The organism is Streptomyces sp. NPDC002817 (assembly GCF_053592055.1).
The window spans coordinates 108463-123831 of the sequence record NZ_JBSFUY010000028.1 but is presented as its reverse complement, the minus strand read 5'-3'; the positions used below and the strand labels follow the sequence as shown (position 1 = coordinate 123831).

The 15369-nt window shown below is 69.8% G+C and carries 15 protein-coding genes; 10 read left to right on the top strand and 5 right to left on the bottom strand.

All coding sequences use genetic code 11. The features are described from left to right. The 3 genes from ACWD3I_RS37200 to ACWD3I_RS37190 form a co-directional block, all read right to left on the bottom strand. Positions 1-269 (bottom strand): ATP-binding cassette domain-containing protein (locus ACWD3I_RS37200; protein WP_451084282.1); only part of this gene is annotated, 269 nt, incomplete at its 3' end. Positions 270-277: 8 nt separating this feature from the next. Beyond that, positions 278-1354 (bottom strand): ABC transporter permease, encoded by a 1077-nt coding sequence (locus ACWD3I_RS37195; RefSeq protein WP_365396625.1) that lies wholly within the window; start codon positions 1352-1354, stop codon positions 278-280. Further along, positions 1354-2373 (bottom strand): sugar ABC transporter substrate-binding protein, encoded by a 1020-nt coding sequence (locus ACWD3I_RS37190; protein WP_361555319.1) that lies wholly within the window; start codon positions 2371-2373, stop codon positions 1354-1356. The genes ACWD3I_RS37195 and ACWD3I_RS37190 overlap by 1 nt, the downstream gene beginning before the upstream one ends. 331 nt (positions 2374-2704) lie before the next feature. Here ACWD3I_RS37190 and ACWD3I_RS37185 point away from each other — a divergent pair, with 331 nt between their 5' ends. Beyond that, on the top strand, positions 2705-3673 hold the full coding sequence (locus tag ACWD3I_RS37185; RefSeq protein ID WP_451084283.1) for a LacI family DNA-binding transcriptional regulator: 969 nt from the start codon (positions 2705-2707) through the stop codon (positions 3671-3673). 29 nt (positions 3674-3702) lie between these two features. Beyond that, entirely contained in the window at positions 3703-4524 is an 822-nt protein-coding gene (locus ACWD3I_RS37180) for a methyltransferase domain-containing protein (protein WP_365396632.1), read from the top strand. Here the strand turns inward: ACWD3I_RS37180 and ACWD3I_RS37175 are convergent. Together ACWD3I_RS37175 and ACWD3I_RS37170 are read right to left on the bottom strand one after the other, a co-directional pair. Then, positions 4511-5794 carry a cytochrome P450 gene (locus ACWD3I_RS37175; RefSeq protein ID WP_365396634.1) on the bottom strand — a complete coding sequence of 428 codons (1284 nt, stop codon included), beginning with the start codon at positions 5792-5794 and terminating at the stop codon, positions 4511-4513. The genes ACWD3I_RS37180 and ACWD3I_RS37175 overlap by 14 nt on opposite strands. 16 nt (positions 5795-5810) lie before the next feature. After that, positions 5811-7175, bottom strand: a complete 1365-nt coding sequence (locus tag ACWD3I_RS37170; protein WP_365396637.1) for a glutamine synthetase family protein — start codon at positions 7173-7175, stop codon at positions 5811-5813. Between the two features lie 293 nt (positions 7176-7468). Here ACWD3I_RS37170 and ACWD3I_RS37165 point away from each other — a divergent pair, with 293 nt between their 5' ends. The 8 genes from ACWD3I_RS37165 to ACWD3I_RS37130 all read left to right on the top strand — a co-directional run bounded on the left by ACWD3I_RS37165 (position 7469) and on the right by ACWD3I_RS37130 (position 15310). After that, entirely contained in the window at positions 7469-7657 is a 189-nt protein-coding gene (locus tag ACWD3I_RS37165; RefSeq protein ID WP_266884148.1) for a ferredoxin, read from the top strand. Positions 7658-7662: 5 nt separating this feature from the next. Continuing rightward, positions 7663-8871: an NAD(P)/FAD-dependent oxidoreductase gene (locus ACWD3I_RS37160; RefSeq protein WP_365396640.1), complete on the top strand. Its 1209-nt coding sequence runs from the start codon at positions 7663-7665 to the stop codon at positions 8869-8871. An 11-nt stretch (positions 8872-8882) separates the two neighbouring features. Beyond that, a complete protein-coding gene (locus tag ACWD3I_RS37155; RefSeq protein ID WP_365396643.1) occupies positions 8883-9695 on the top strand; it encodes an acetoacetate decarboxylase family protein in 813 nt (270 codons plus the stop codon). Positions 9696-9792: 97 nt separating this feature from the next. Further along, the gene (locus ACWD3I_RS37150) at positions 9793-11253 is read left to right on the top strand and encodes an aldehyde dehydrogenase (RefSeq protein ID WP_365396646.1); all 1461 of its coding nucleotides are present in this window, start codon (positions 9793-9795) and stop codon (positions 11251-11253) included. Continuing rightward, positions 11246-12172 carry a 3,4-dihydroxyphenylacetate 2,3-dioxygenase gene (locus ACWD3I_RS37145; RefSeq protein ID WP_365396649.1) on the top strand — a complete coding sequence of 309 codons (927 nt, stop codon included), beginning with the start codon at positions 11246-11248 and terminating at the stop codon, positions 12170-12172. Before ACWD3I_RS37150 ends, ACWD3I_RS37145 begins: the two co-directional genes overlap by 8 nt. Before the next feature lie 10 nt (positions 12173-12182). Continuing rightward, on the top strand, positions 12183-13028 hold the full coding sequence (locus ACWD3I_RS37140) for a fumarylacetoacetate hydrolase family protein (RefSeq protein WP_365396652.1): 846 nt from the start codon (positions 12183-12185) through the stop codon (positions 13026-13028). Positions 13029-13065: 37 nt separating this feature from the next. After that, complete coding sequence (locus ACWD3I_RS37135; RefSeq protein ID WP_365396655.1) at positions 13066-13689, top strand: TetR/AcrR family transcriptional regulator; 624 nt, start codon at positions 13066-13068, stop codon at positions 13687-13689. A gap of 163 nt (positions 13690-13852) precedes the next feature. Continuing rightward, a complete protein-coding gene (locus ACWD3I_RS37130; protein WP_365396658.1) occupies positions 13853-15310 on the top strand; it encodes an APC family permease in 1458 nt (485 codons plus the stop codon). The last annotated feature ends 59 nt before the right edge of the window (positions 15311-15369 follow it).

The window sequence follows — 15369 nt, the reverse complement described above, 5'->3', positions numbered from 1 at the left end:
CCCTTGTCGAGGGCCTCGCGCGGCGTGGAGAAACGCACCGGGGAGCCGTCCACGAGGAACTCGCCCTCGGTGTGCTGGTGCAGCCCGGAGATGATTTTGATGAGGGTGGACTTGCCGGCGCCGTTGTCACCGAGGACACAGGTGACCTGGCCGGGGTGGACGGACAGGCTCACGCCGTGCAGGGCGTGGATGTTGCCGTACGACTTGCCCGTGGCCTTGAGTTCGACGACGGGGGCGTCTTCACGCGTGATGTCGGGGGTGGTTGTCATGGTGTGGGTCACCTCCGGGTCGCCGCGCGGCTGACCCACAGATTGATGAGCGTGGCGCCGAGGAGCATCACGCCGAGGAAGGCCTTGAACCAGTCCGGGTTCCAGCCGGCGTAGACGATGCCCTGCTGCACCATGCCGAACATGAACGCGCCGAAGACCGGGCCGATCGCACTGCCGGCGCCGCCGGTCAGCAGACAGCCGCCGATGACGGCCGCCGCGATGTAGATGAGTTCCTGGCCGACGCCTTCGCCGGACTGCACGGTGTTGAAGGCGAACAGCTGGTGCATGCCGACGAACCAGGCGCCGAAGCCGACCAGCATGAACAGCGAGATCTTCGTGAACGTCACGGGGACACCCACGGCCCGTGCGGAGTCCTTGTTGCCGCCGACCGCGAAGATCCAGTTGCCGTAGCGGGTACGCAGCAGCACCCAGGTGGCGAGGGCGGCGAAGACCAGCCACCACACCACGGTGATCTTGACCTCGACACCGCCGACGTCGAAGGACGAGGCGAAGACCGCTTTGGCCTGGGAGAAGCCGTCCATGTCGCTGATGTCGTCGGTCGCCACGTTGCCGGTGACGAGCTTGGTGACCGCGAGGTTGACGCCCTGGAGGATCAGGAACGTGCCCAGGGTGATCAGGAAGCTCGGCAGTCCGGTCCTGACCAGCAGCCAGCCATTGAGGAAGCCGACGGCGAGGGACGTCGCCAGGGCCAGGAGCACGCCCACCCATACATTCATCGACAGCTGGTAGGTGATCATGGCCGCGGTGAGCGCCGAGGCGATGACCGCGACACCGGACGACAGGTCGAACTCGCCGCCGATCATCAGCAGCGCGACCGGAAGCGCCATGATCCCGATGGTCGAGGACTGGTACAGGATGTTGGCCATGGAACCGGCGTCGCGCATCGGCGGCGCCGTGATCAGGAAGAAGACCAGCACCGCGAGGGCGCCGAGGAAGACACCCACCTCGGGCCGGGCGAGCAGCCTGAGCGCCGTCGAGCGCTGTGCGGTGCGCCCGTCCGTCTCCTTGGGGCCGGGGGCCGGCGGTGTGGTCACCGCCGGCTCAGCCTGCTGGGTCACGCTCATCACCGGGTGCCCTTCGCGGCGAACCCGGCGACGGCCTTGACGTTGGACTTGTCGACGAAGGCCGGACCGGTCAGCACCGGCTGCTCACCGCCGCCGCTGAAGTTGCCGTTGTTCTTGTAGAGCCAGAGGGAGTCGACGGCCAGGTAGCCCTGGAGGTAGGGCTGCTGGTCGACGGCGAACTCGATGGTGCCGGCCTCGATCGCCTTGACCAGGTCCTTGTTGAGGTCGAAGGTGGCGATCTTCGCCTTGCTGCCGGTCTCGTCCACCGCCTGCACGGCGGTCAGCGCGATCGGTGCGCCCAGGGTGACGACCTCGTCGATGGAGCTGTCCTGCTTGAGCTTCGCCGTGATGGTCGACTTCACGGACGGCATGTCGGTGCCGTTGACGTAGAGGATGTCGGTCTTGCCGCCGAAGGCCTTCTTCACACCGGCGCAGCGCTGTTCGAGGTTGACGGCACCCTGGGCCTGGATCACGCACAGGGCGTGCTTGACGCCGGTGCCGTCGATCTTCTTGCCGAGCGCCTCGCCGGAGATCGACTCGTCCTGGCCGAAGAACGACAGCAGGCCCTGCTCCTTCCAGACGTCAAGGCCCGCGTTGAGGCCGACCACCGGGATGCCGGCCTTCTCCGCCTTGGCGACGACGTCCTCGAGGGCGTCCGGCTTGGCGAGGGTGACGGCGATGCCGTCGACCTTCTGGTCGATGGCGTTCTGGACCAGGGCGGCCTGGTCGGAGGCGGTCTCGTCGTTGGAGTAGATGAGCTTGATGTTGTCCTTCGCGGCGGCGGCCTCGGCGCCCTTGCGGATGGTGTCCCAGAAGGTGTCTCCGGAGGGCGCGTGGGTGACCAGCGCGATGGTCAGACGGGGGGTGTCGGCCTTGCCGGCGGAGACACCGGCGGCGCTCTCCTCGGCCTTCTTGCCCCCGGAGCTGCTGGAGCAGCCGGCGAGGACCAGGGCGGCCGCGGCGGCCACGGCCACTGCTGGGGCGATTCTGCGGGAACGGGGGAGGGACATACGGCTCATGCGGGGTGCACCTCACTGTGCAGAACTGGGAGGGGAGGGTGGATCACCGTCCGCCGTACGGGCCGGTCGCGGCCGTTTCCAGGGGCGTGGTGGCGCCTGGAGGCGGAGTCGGAACGGTGCGGGCAGTAGGGATGGCTGCCGCGCTCTCCGGACGACTTCGTTGGAACATCAGGACAATTTAAAGCGCTTTAAGTCCTGGTACTATCAGCCTTGTTTCGTGAGGGTGTCAAGGGTGTTGCACGAGGAGATTTACCGCGGGGAGGCACAGGTGGGCGACGGCGAATCCGCGCGTCACCGGAACGGCACGCACAAACGCCCCAGGCTGGAGGACGTGGCCGCCCGGGTGGGCGTCTCCACGGCATCCGTCTCCCTGGTGCTGCGCGGCGTGTCCGGTCCGAGTGAGCGGACCCGGCAGCGTGTCCTGAAAGCGGCGGCCGACCTCGGCTACCAGGTGGACCGCACCGCCAGCACCCTGGCCAGCCGACGCAGCCGGCTGCTCGGCGTCATGGTCGACATCCGCAGCCCCTTCCACGCCGAACTCGTCGAGCACCTGCACACCGCGGCCGAGGATGTCGGCTACGACCTGGTTCTGAGCACCCTGACCCGCACCCGCGACGAGCAGACCGCCGTGGAGACGCTGCTGGCCTTCCGTAGCGAGGCGCTGATCCTCCTCGGCCCGACCTCGCCCGCGGACGTGCTCGCGACCCTCGACAACAAGGCCCCCGTCATCGCGGTCGGCCGCCGGATCGCCGACGCCGCCCTGGACGTCGTACGCACCGCGGACGACGACGGCGTCGGCCAGATCATCGACCACCTGGTCGGGCTCGGCCACCGTGAGATCGTCTACGTCGACGGCGGCAAGGGCGTCATCGCCACCGACCGCCGCCGCGGCTACCGCGCAGCGATGCGCCGCCACGGTCTGGACGAACACATCCGCGTCCTCACCGGCGACCACACCGAAGCGGCCGGTGAACGCGCCGCCCGCCACCTCCTCGACGGTCCCGGACTCCCCACCGCGGTCGTGGCGTTCAACGACCAGTGCGCCATCGGCGTGCTCGCCGCCCTCGCGCGCGTCGGCGTCTCCGTCCCCGGCCGGATCTCCGTGGTCGGCTACGACGACGACACGCTCTCCCGGCTGAGCTGCTTCAACCTGACCACCGTCAGCCAGAGCGCCCGAGAACAGGCCCGGCACGCGGTGACCGCGGCCGTCGAACGCCTCGACCAGGACCGCACCGAACCCCGAGAGGTCGTCCTGAACCCACGGCTCGTCCTTCGCGGGACCACGGCGGAACCTGCCTGACGCACCGCGCAGGGCATTAGCGTGCTCGCATGGACGATCCCGGTGTTGCTCATGGCTTCACGTCGGTGGACTCGCAGTCCCGGCCCGGCGACTGGGTGCAGGTCCTGGACCGGGTGGCCGCGGAGCCGTTCTACGCCGCCTACAAGCAGCGGTTGCAGGAGTTGCTGCGCCCCGCGGCGGGCGGACTGTTCCTGGAGGTCGGAGCGGGTACGGGGGACGCCGCGCAGGCACTGCGCTCGCGTTGGAGGGCCGAAGTCGTCGCGGTCGACAGCTCCTTGACGATGGTCGCGCAGGCGCGGGAGCGAGGACTGGCGCATGCCTGCGTCGCGGACGGCCACCGGCTGCCGTTCGGCGCGGACCGGTTCGACGGTGCCTGGGCCGACCGGGTCCTGCAGCATGTCGCCGAGCCCGCCCGGGTGCTGGACGAACTGCTGCGTGTGGTCCGCCCCGGTGGCCGGGTCGCGCTGGCGGACCCCGACTACGACACCCAGGTCCTCGACATCGACGGCCAGGACCTCGCCCGCCGGGTGCTGCGCTTCCGCGCCGACGTGCTGCTGCGCAACGGCACCCTGGCCCACCGGCACGGCGGCCTCCTCGCGGCGCGTGGCCTCGACGACATCACGGTGGAGGCCCGCACGCTGGTCGTCCGCGATCCGTCGGCGGTCGACCACGTCATGGGCCTGCGCACCTGGGCGCATACGGCCGCGGCCCGCGGCCACCTCGATCCGGCGGACGCGGACCGCTTCGTGGTCCAGTTCGACGAGGCCGCGCGCACGGGTTGTTTCACCTACGCCGTCACGTTCTTTCTGACCGCGGGCACTGTGCCGGCCGGGTGGGTCACGCCAGGGTGACCTCGACCGGCAGCTTCTTGATGCCGTTGACGAAATTGGAGCGGACGCGGGGGACGGCGCCGGTCAGTTTGATGTCGGCGATCCTCGGGATGAGCTCCTCGAACATGATGCGGATCTCGGTGCGGGCGAGCAGGTTGCCCAGGCACAGATGGGGGCTGCCCTTGCCGAAGGTGACATGGTCGTTGTGCTGCCGGGTGACGTCGAGGTCGTAGGGATCGGCGAAGACCGCCTCGTCGCGGTTGCCGGAGGCGTACCACATGACGACCTTGTCGCCCTCCTTGATCCGCTTGCCGCCGAGTTCGACGTCCCGGGTCGCGGTGCGGCGGAAGTGGTAGACCGGGGAGGCCCAGCGCAGGAACTCCTCGACCGCCGTGGGGATCAGGGACGGATCGTCCTTCAGCTTCGCGAGCTGCTCCGGGTGTTGCAGCAGGGCCAGCATGGAGTGGGAGATGGTGTGCCGGGTGGTCTCGTTGCCGGCCACCACCAGGAGCAGGAAGTAGTTGTCGAAGTCCTGCGCGGACAGCGGGATCCCGTCGCGCGGGACCGTGTTGACGAGCTTCGACACCAGGTCCTGGCCGTCGCCGCCGCGCCGCTGCCGCGCCAGCTCCCGCCCGTACTCGAACACTTCGATCGACGCGGGGGAGCGGAACGGCAGATCGCGGTACTTCTCGCTCTCCTCGCTGTGCAGCAGTACGTCCGCGTAGTCGGGGTCGGTGTTGCCGATGATGCGGTTGCCCCAGTCGATGAGCTGCTGGTTGTCCTGCGGCGGCACGTCGAGGAGACGGGCCAGCACGTTGATCGGGAAGTCCGCGGCGACATCGGCGACGAAGTCGAACGTGCCCTTGGCGAGGGCCGCGTCCAGGGTCTTGGCCGTCAGTCCGCGCAGGAAATCGCCGTAGCTGTTGATGACGCTCGCGCCGAACTGCCGCTGGATCACGCTGCGCAGGGCGCGGTGGCGGACACCGTCCATCTCCAGGATGGAGGCGCGCTTCTTGATCTGGTCGTCGTCGACCTCTTCGAGGTTGACGAACCGTGTCGAGGTGAACGTCTCGGCGTCACGGTCGACGGTGGCGATGTCCGCGTGCCGGGTCACCGCCCAGAAGCCGGAGTTGGGGGCCTCCTCGGGCTGCCAGTGCACCGGGTCCTCGTGTCGCAGGGTGTGGAACATCCGCCAGGGGGTGACCCCGTCGGTGAAGTTGTCGAGGTCGGCCAGGTCGATGTCCGACAGGGGCATCGGCTCGTGCACGGCAGGGGTCAGGATCTCGGTCATCGGTGGCTCCTCGGCGTCACAGGTGGTAGGCGTATTCGGTGAACTCCCAGTCGGTGACGTGCCGTTGGAAGCGTTCGACCTCATTGCGCTTGTAGGTCAGGAAGGAGGCGGTGAACTCCTTGCCGAGGACGTCGGCCAAGGCGGTGTCCGCCTCCAGCGCGTCCAGGGCGCCGGTCAGGGTCGTCGGCAGCATGGCCGACCGGTCGGTGTCGTAGCCGTAGCCCTCCAGCGGGGCCGGCGGCTCCTCGCCCGCCCGGACCCCGAGCAGGGCGGCGGCGATCGTGCCCGCGATCAGCAGATACGGATTGGCGCTCGCGTCGCCGAGCCGCAGCTCGAGACGGGCACCGGAGCCGCGCTCCGGAGGGATGCGGAGCATGGCGCTGCGGTTGTCGAGCCCCCAGTCGATCAGCCAGGGCGCGAGGGTGTCCGGGCCGAAGCGTTTGTACGAGTTCACCGTCGGGTTGGCCAGTGCCGCCAGCGCGGGGGCGTGGGCGAGGATGCCCGCGAGGGCGTGCCGGGCCGTGGCCGAGAGACCGTACGCGCCGGCCGGATCGTCGAAGGCGTTGCGCGCACCTTCTTCGTCGGCGGTCTCGCAGGACAGGTGCAGATGGAACCCGGAACCGCCCGCGTCACCGAACGGCTTGGCCATGAAGGTGGCCAGGTTGCCCTCCTTGCGGGCCAGCTCCTTGACGGCCGCCTTGAAGCGGAAGGCGCGGTCGGCGGCGTCCAGGGCCTCGGAATGGGTCAGGTTGATCTCGTACTGTCCGCCGTCGAACTCGTGGTTGCCGGTGACGACCCCGAGGCCCAGGTCGCGCAGCAGGCGCAGGGTGCGCAACAGGTGGTTGTCGGGGTCGGAGCGCAGCCCGGCGGTGTAGACGGCGCCGGTGGTCTGCGGTGAACGGCGCCAGCCGGTGGGGGTGCCGGGGGCGGGCTCCAGCAGGAAGTACTCCAGCTCCGGGCCGACGATCGGCCGCAGGCCCTGCTCGGCACACCGTGCCAGGACGGTGCGCAGCAGGTCGCGGGGGGACTCGGGGGCGGGAGCCGAGGTCGCCGGGTCGACGACCTCGCCGAGGCAGGCGGCGACCCCGGGCTCCCAGGGCAGCACGGCCAGCGTCGACAGGTCGGGGCGTACCTGCACGTCCGGAAGGCCGGCGTCCAGACCGCCCGCGACCGGGACCACATCGCCCTGCGGGGTGGTGTGGTAGACGGCGCGGCAGAAGGCCAGACCGTGCGCGCAGGCCGTCGGCAGGTGGTCAAGGAGCACGTCACGGGCGCGGTCGGTGCCGATCAGGTCGGGGTAGACCACCCGGACCACGTCGACGCCCTCGGCGGCGAGCCGTTCCATGTGCCGGCGGATCTCTGGGGTGTCGGATGCGCTCACCGATGTCTCCTCAGGCGGATGGGTGGCGTGGGGAAGAGCGAGTCGGGCCGCGGGAAGAGACGGCGGACCCGGTAAGTCGTTTGGCTCCGAACGATATGAAGCGGTGTCTCGGCCCGCAAGGGGGTGGCCTCAAAAATTTATCCATCTGGACAGCTCTTGACCAGGGTCGAGCGGCTTCCTATGTTGTTTGAAGCCAAACGAGTCAGGGGAGTGGGCGCTCAGTGGTTCCCGCACCCCTTTGGCCCAGGGCCCGGCCGCCATCGGCCGGGCCCTCCATCCCCAGGAGGACCGCCATGAAGGTCGTCGTCGACATGAACAAGTGCCAGGACCACGGCCAGTGCGTCTTCGCCGCCCCGGACGTCTTCTCGCTGGACGACGACGGACACCTGCTCCACGTCTCCGACCCCGACGACGCCCTGCGCGACGAGGTCGAGGAAGCCGCCGACGTGTGCCCGTTGCAGGCCATCCGGATCGAGGGCTGAGCCCCATGACCGCACGCATCGTCGTCGCGGGCGCCTCGATGGGCGGCCTGCGCGCCGCCGAACAGCTCCGTGCCGCGGGCTGGACCGGGACGATCACCGTCGTCGGCGACGAACCCCACATGCCCTACAACCGGCCTCCACTGTCCAAGGAGGTCCTGGCGGGCAAGGCCCCTTTCGAGTCCCTTGCCTTCACCCCGAAGCCGGCCACCGCCGACGTGGAGTGGCGCCTCGGCACCGAAGTCACCTCGGCCCGGCTCACCGAGCGGACCGTCGCCCTCGACGACGGTTCGACCCTCCCGTACGACGGACTCGTCGTCGCCACCGGCATGCGCCCCCGGCGCCTGAACTGCCCCGGCCCGCGCACCGGCCGCCACACCGTCCGCACCCTCGCCGACGCCCAGGACCTCCGGGACGAACTGACCCGCCCCGGTGCCCGGGTGGTCGTGGTCGGCGCCGGGTTCATCGGCTGCGAGGTCGCCGCCACCGCCGTAGGACTGGGCGTGCGCGAGGTGACCGTCGTCGATCCGCTGCCCCTGCCCATGGTCGGCCCGCTCGGCGAACTCCTCGGCCGGGCCTTGCTGAAGCGGCACGAGGAGCGCGGAGTGCGCTTCGCGCTGGGTGCCGGAGTCGCCGGGTTCGAGGGCGGGGACCGGGTCACGGGTGTCGTGCTGAGCGACGGGACCGTGCTGCCCGCCGACGTCGTGGTCGAGTCGGTCGGTTCGGTCGCCAACGTGGAGTGGCTGGCGGGCAACGGGCTGGATCTGTCCGACGGCGTGCTCACCTGCGAGCAGTTGCGCGTCGGGGGCCGGCCGGAGGTCGTCGCGGTCGGCGATGTCGCCCGCTTTCCCAACGCACGCTACGACGGGGTGCCGCGCCGCGTCGAGCACTGGTCGATCCCGACGGACACGGCCAAGCACGCGGCGAGGGCGCTGGCCGCGCATCTGACCGGCGTCCAGGCCGGCTTGGCGCCCTTCGCGCCGTTGCCCACCTTCTGGAGCGACCAGCACGACTTCCGGCTCCAGTCCTTCGGAGCGCCCGTGCTCGGCCTCGGCGACGTCAGGGTGCTGGACGGCGAGCCGGACGGCGATGTGCTGGTCGGCTACCACACGGACGGCCGGCTGGTCGGTGTCGTGGCGCTCGGCGGCCACCGCGCCGCGACGGGCGCCGCCCGGTACCGCGCCCAACTGCTCAAGCAGCCCGCCCTCACCGCGTAAGGAACCCCCTCATGTCCTCAGTTCGTGGCTACTTCTTTCCCAAGACCGCAGGCGGTGCCTCGTCGCTGATTCCGTCGCCGCCGTGGCGGTACTCCGGCGACCTGCTCACCGTGGAGTACCGGACCGATCCGGCGCGGGTGCGTGAACTGCTGCCCGAGCCGCTGGAGTTGGCCGACGAGGATCCGGGTGCGGTCGCCCTGATCTGGGCCGACTGGCAGTCGTGCTCCGGAGCCGGGGGCGAGCTGTTGGACCCCGTGCTCTCCCAGTACAAGGAGGCGTTCGCGGTCGTCCGGTGCAAGTACAGGGGCCAGACCTACACGCGCTGCGTCTACATCTGGGTCGACAAGGACTTCGCCATCGCCCGCGGGCTGCATCAGGGGTATCCGAAGAAGCTCGGGTCCATCCATCAGACGCGTCCGCATCCGTACGGGCCCGCTCCTCGGATCGAGGCGGGGGCGCGGTTCGGGGCGACGCTCGCCGCGGCGGACCGGCGGTTGGCGCAGACCGTGGTGACGCTGCGGGGGCCTTCGGAGACGAACGGGTTCGTCAATGCGCATCCCATGGCTCACCACCGGTGGCTGCCGTCGATCGAGAAGGGGAAGGGGCTGGCGCTCGATGAGCTGATCGAGTCGGGGGCGGCCTCCTTCGAGGGGGGTCAACCGTGGGTCGGTGATGCGGAGTTGGAGCTGTTCGAGGCGCCTACCGAGGAGTTGGCCCGGTTGGAGATTCGTGAGCCGATCGCTGCGTACTACCGGCAGGTCGGGGTGGTTTGGGATGGGGGGCGGCTGTTGGAGGTCGGTACGTCGGAAGCGGCTGCGGGGTGAGGCCGGTGGGCTGGCGCAGGTCCGTTGTGGCTGGTCGCGCAGTTCCCCGCGCCCCTAAGTAGCTCATCTCCCCCTCGTTTGAAAAGGAACCCCTGTCATGGCTGACAAGATCGTCGTCGCCGGTGTTTCCGTCGACACCCGGCACTGGATCGGGGGCGAGCGCGTTGCCTCCGCCGAGACATTCACGGATGTCTCGCCGATCGACGGCAGCACGATCGGTGAGATGGCCCGCGGCGGACCCGTCGAGGCCAGAAGAGCCGTCGCAGCTGCCAAAGCCGCCTTCCCCGCCTGGGCCGCAACTCCCCGCGCCGAGCGCGCCCGCATCCTTCATGCCATCGCCGATGGTGTCGAGAAGCGGATCGAAGAGCTCGCCATCGTCGAGACCACCGACAACGGTGCCCTTCTGCGCTCGCACCGGCGGGGCGTCATGCCCCGCGTCGCGCACAACTTCCGGTTCTTCGCGGACTGGTTGCTGACGCTGGACCACGAGGACTTCGAGACGCGCGGGCACACGAACCATGTGAGCTGGGACGCGGCAGGGCCCTCCGTGCTGATCACGCCGTGGAACGCGCCCCTGATGCTGGCCACGTGGAAGGTCGCGCCGGCTCTCGCGGCCGGTAACACCGTCATCCTCAAGCCTGCCGAGTGGACCCCGCTCACCGCGTCCCTCCTCGCCGACATCGCCGCCGAGGCGGGGCTGCCCGCCGGGGTGCTGAACGTCGTCCAGGGATATGGCTCCGAGATCGGCGACGCCCTCACCTCGCACCCGGACGTGCGGCGGATCAGCTTCACCGGCTCGGTGCCGACCGCCCGGCGGATCGCCGAGTCGGCGGCGGCCAACCTCACGCCGCTCAGTCTCGAACTCGGCGGCAAGTCACCCCTGTTGGTGTTCGCGGACGCCGATCTCGACCTCGCCGTGGATCTCGCGGTGGAGCAGTACGACAACGCCGGGCAGGTCTGCCTCGCCGCGACGCGGTTCCTCGTCGAGGAGTCGGTCGTCGAGGAGTTCACCCGCCGGTTCGTGGAGAAGGCCTCAGCCTTGCGGCAGGGCGATCCTCGCGAAGAGGGCACCGACATCGGGCCCAACATCCACCCCCGTCAGCTGGACAAGATCGACGGCTTCGTGCAGCGGGCGATCGCGGCCGGGGCGCGGGCCGTCATCGGAGGGCATCGCAACGACGGGCAGTACTACGCGCCGACCCTGCTCACCGGCGTCGCCCAGGACAGCGAAGTCGTCCAGGAGGAGGTCTTCGGGCCGGTCCTGACCCTCCAGACCTTCAGCAGCGAGGACGAAGCGGTCCGCCTCGCCGACGACACCCGCTTCGGGCTGGCCGCCACCGTCGCCACCGGCGACCCCGAGCGCGCCGCACGTGTCACCGCCCGGCTGGTGGCCGGCACGGTGTGGGTCAACTGCTTCTTCGTGCGCGACCTCCAGGCGCCTTTCGGCGGCTCCCGCCACTCCGGCGTCGGCCGGGAGGGCGGCACATGGAGCTTCGACTTCTACTGCGACCTCAAGAACACGGTCACCGCACCGAACGGATGGACCAACCATGGGTGAGATCGTCGGGGCGGGTCTTCTGGCCCATGTCCCCACCATCGTGCTTCCGGAGGAGGACCGGCTGGAACTCAACGAGGGCAAGGAGATCACCCTCGTCACCGGGCTTCGGCAGCTTCGCAGGGACGTCTTCGAGCGCGAGGACTACGACACCGTCGTCGTCCTCGACTCGCACTGGGCCACGACCGTCGAGTTCGTCGTCACCGCCCAGCAGCGCCGGGCCGGGCTCTTCACCTCCGAGGAACTGCCGCGCGGCATGTGCCGGATGCCGTACGACTTCCCGGGCGATCCCGAACTAGCCCGCAACATCGAGAGGTTCGCCGACAGGCACGGCACCTGGATCACCGCGATCGAGGACGACTACCTGCCGATCTACTACGCCACCATCAACCTCTGGAAGTTCCTGGGGGAGGGGCTGCCGGACAAGCGGTGGGTGACCATCGGCGTCTGCCAGACCGGTGACATGGAGGACCATCTGCGGCTGGGGCGCGCGCTCGCCGACGGCATCGCCGCCACCCCGGGGCGACGGGTGCTGGTGATCGCCTCGGGGGCGCTGTCGCACACCTTCTGGCCGTTGCGCGAACTGCGTGACCACGAGTCCAGCGACCCGGTGCACATCTTCACGCCCCAGGCGCGCGAGGCGGACTCCGAGCGCATCGCGTGGTTCAAGGAGGGCCGGCACGACAAGGTCCTCGACACGATGGACGCGTTCTGGAAGTACCGGCCCGAGGCGAAGTTCTTCCACTACCTGATGATGGCCGGCGCCCTCGGCGAGCAGCGGTGCGTCGCCCGGGCCCGCCAGTACGGGGAGTACGAGAACTCCATCGGCACCGGGCAGGTGCATCTGTGGTTCGACCGTCCGGCCGACGGCTGGACCGGCGAAGGTCTGCCCGCTCCCCGTACCCCTCACAGTCGTCTCTAGGAGCCCTGTCATGCCCGAATACCGCCGTATCCTCCTCGACGGTGCCGCCGTCCAGGTCACCGTCGACGGGGACGAACTCGTCGCCGGGGACGGCCGCCGCGTCAAGACCGACGAGGCGCAGCACCTGCCGCCGGTCGTACCGTCCAAGGTGATCGCCGTCCACCTCAACCACCGCAGCCGCGTCGACGAGTTCCAGATCGACCTGCCCGACACTCCCACGTACTTCCACAAGCCGACCTCGGCCCTCAACTCCCATCAGGGCGCGGTCGTTCGCCCCGAGGGCTGCAAGTGGCTCAACTACGAGGGCGAGGTCGCCATCGTCATCGGGAGGACCGCGCGGAACATCTCACCGGACGAGGCGGGGGAGTACATCGCGGGCTACACCGTCGCCAACGACTACGGTCTGCACGACTTCCGCGACACCGACGCGGGATCGATGCTGCGGGTGAAGGGCTCGGACACCCTCTGCCCGCTCGGCCCGGGGCTCGTCACCGACTGGGACTTCCACGGCAAGACCCTGCGCACATACGTCAACGGCGAGGTGGTGCAGGACGGTTCGACCGACGAGATGAAGTGGGACATGCACTATCTGGTCGCCGACATCGCCCGCACGATCACCCTGTACCCCGGCGATGTGCTGCTGTCGGGGACTCCGGCCAACTCCCGTCCCGTGCGGCCCGGTGACGTGGTGGAGGTGGAGGTGGAGGGGCTGGGCAGGCTCACCAACCGCATCGTCACCGGCCCGACCCCGGTCCGCGCCGATGTCGGCGCCCAGCCCACCGAGTCCGAGGAGGTGTTGTCCACCGCGCTCGGCGGCGACTGGGAGTTCCGGGGTGTCCGCCCGCCCCGGCGGTGAGGCTCCCGCGCGGAAGTGTGCAGGTAGGGTCACCCGCATGACCGATTCCGCCGACGTCCCGAAGAGCCGAAGGGCACGCAAGCGTCCGCACTACGGCGAGGGGCGCGAGGCCCTGCTCAACGCCGCCGTGCGGGTGGTGGCGCGGGGCGGGCTGCGCAAGCTCACCTATCGGGCGGTCGCGGAGGAGGCGGGGGTCACCCACGGGCTGGTCGTGCACCATTTCGGGTCGCGTGACGCGCTGATCGAGGAGGCCCTCGCCCACACGATCCGTACCTCGTTGAACACCAGTGACCTAGAGCCGGGCACCGGCAGGGTCGCGGACTTCTCGAGCGGGCTCTCCCGGATGGTCACGGCGGATCCGGGCACCCAGGCGTTCCAGTACGAGCTGCTGCTGGAGTCCCGCCGTCGCCCGGAGCTGCTGCCGCAGCTGCGGGCGCTGTACGACGAGTACTTCGACGCCACGCAGCGTGAACTCGGCCGGATGCTGCCCTCCGGCGCGGACAAGGCGCTGACCCGGCTGGTCTTCGCCGCACTGGACGGCCTGGTGCTGCACCAGCTCGTCTTCGACGAGCCCGAGGTCACCGACGCCGCCCTGGAGCAGCTCCGCACCCTGTTGCGGCTGCTGGAAGCCGATGGCGGGAAGGCCGACGGCCAGGCCTGACCCGTGCTTTGCGAGGCCCCGGACGCGTTGCGTCCGGGGCCTCGTCTCGTTCCGGAAAAATCATCTCCCAACCCCTTGCCAGGTGGATAGTTCCGCACCACTATGAGGCAACTCGTTTGGCTCGAAACAATCCGACTCTCCCCCTTTCTGGCAGGTGATCCGTGTGGACAGTCAAACGGTCCGGTCACAACAGACCGTGCAGGACGAGCCCACCGCAGGCCGGCTCAAGCCCAACTCCCTCGGCGTGCTGGGCATTCTCTTCTTCGTCCTCTCCGCGCAGGCGCCGCTGACCGGCATCGCCGGCGCCGTACCCATCGCCGTGGCCATCGGCAACGGCCCCGGGGTGCCGGCCGCCTACATCGGGGCCGGTGTCGTGGTCCTGCTGTTCTCGGTCGGCTTCGTCGCCATGGGGCGCCACGTCGTGGACGCCGGCGCCTTCTACACGTACATCGGCAGAGGGCTCGGCCGCCCCGCGGGCTCCGGCAGCGCCGGCGTCGCGCTCTTCGCCTACTGTGCGATCCAGGCCGCGATGTACGGGCTGTACGGCTCCATCGTCAGCGGTCTGGTCGACCACTACACCGGCCTGAACGTCGCGTGGTGGGTGTGGGTCCTGGTCACCATGGTGATCGTCCAGGTCCTCGGCACGGCCGGGATCGAGATGGGCGCCAAGCTGCTGGCCGTGTTCGTGCTGGCCGAGTTCAGCATCCTGATCGCCTTCGCCCTGGTCACCCTCTTCAAGGGCGGCGGGCCCGAAGGGCTGGGCTTCACCGACAGCTTCTCGCCGGGCGCGGCTCTGCAAGGGGCGCCGGGAGTGGCCCTGATGTTCGCCGTGGCGTCCATGTTCGGCTTCGAGGCCACCGCCATCTACGGCGAGGAGGCGCGCGAGCCCCGCAGGACCGTGCCGCGGGCCACGTATCTCTCCGTCGTCGTGGTGAGCGGCTTCTTCGCCTTCACCTCGTGGATGCTGGTCTCCGCCCACGGCGCCTCCCGGGCCACGGCCGAGGCGGGAAGGGCGCTGGAGAGCGGGGACGCCACCGGCTGGGTCTTCGCGCCGATCACCGCGCAGTTCGGCGACTGGGTCGCGGACGTAGGGCCGATCCTGCTGGCGACCTCGCTGTTCGCCGGCATCCTCGCCTTCCACAACTCCGCCAATCGCTACCTGTTCTCCCTGGGGCGCGACGGCCTGCTGCCGCGCAAGCTCTGCGCGATCAACCGCCGCCACTCCCCGTGGGCGGCGGGCGGTGTGCAGACCGTTCTCGCCGTGCTGTTCGTCATGCCCTTCGCCCTGCTGGGCAAGGACCCGGTGCTGAGCCTCTTCTCGTGGTTCAGCGGGGTGGCCGTGCTGGCGATCATGCTCCTGTACTTCCTGACCTCCGTGTCGGTGATCGTGTTCTTCCGCCGCGAGCGGCTCGACACCCGCCCCTGGAACACGCTGATCGCCCCCGTGCTGGGCGCGCTCGGCATCGCCGGTGCCATCTGGCTGATCCTGGCCAACTTCACGACCCTCATCGGCGGTGACTCGACCACGGCGACCTGGCTGGAGCTCGCCGTCCCGGCGGTCCTGATCCTCGGCGTCGTCGCCGCCCGCGTGACGCGCGACAGGGCGACGGCCGCTGTCTGAGGCCACCACCCCGCGGTGCGGCCGGCCCGGTTCCCCTCCCCAGGAGCCGCGGTCGGCCG

What these genes read in the sequence shown, in the direction of transcription:
- ACWD3I_RS37140 (WP_365396652.1), top strand. Translation starts at nt 12,183, where the DNA reads ATGCCCGAATACCGCCGTATCCTCCTCGACGGTGCCGCCGTCCAGGTC.
- ACWD3I_RS37180 (WP_365396632.1), top strand. Translation starts at nt 3,703, where the DNA reads ATGGACGATCCCGGTGTTGCTCATGGCTTCACGTCGGTGGACTCGCAG.
- ACWD3I_RS37160 (WP_365396640.1), top strand. Translation starts at nt 7,663, where the DNA reads ATGACCGCACGCATCGTCGTCGCGGGCGCCTCGATGGGCGGCCTGCGC.
- ACWD3I_RS37165 (WP_266884148.1), top strand. Translation starts at nt 7,469, where the DNA reads ATGAAGGTCGTCGTCGACATGAACAAGTGCCAGGACCACGGCCAGTGC.
- ACWD3I_RS37190 (WP_361555319.1), bottom strand. Translation starts at nt 2,373, where the DNA reads ATGAGCCGTATGTCCCTCCCCCGTTCCCGCAGAATCGCCCCAGCAGTG.
- ACWD3I_RS37195 (WP_365396625.1), bottom strand. Translation starts at nt 1,354, where the DNA reads ATGAGCGTGACCCAGCAGGCTGAGCCGGCGGTGACCACACCGCCGGCC.
- ACWD3I_RS37175 (WP_365396634.1), bottom strand. Translation starts at nt 5,794, where the DNA reads ATGACCGAGATCCTGACCCCTGCCGTGCACGAGCCGATGCCCCTGTCG.
- ACWD3I_RS37150 (WP_365396646.1), top strand. Translation starts at nt 9,793, where the DNA reads ATGGCTGACAAGATCGTCGTCGCCGGTGTTTCCGTCGACACCCGGCAC.
- ACWD3I_RS37145 (WP_365396649.1), top strand. Translation starts at nt 11,246, where the DNA reads ATGGGTGAGATCGTCGGGGCGGGTCTTCTGGCCCATGTCCCCACCATC.
- ACWD3I_RS37135 (WP_365396655.1), top strand. Translation starts at nt 13,066, where the DNA reads ATGACCGATTCCGCCGACGTCCCGAAGAGCCGAAGGGCACGCAAGCGT.
- ACWD3I_RS37155 (WP_365396643.1), top strand. Translation starts at nt 8,883, where the DNA reads ATGTCCTCAGTTCGTGGCTACTTCTTTCCCAAGACCGCAGGCGGTGCC.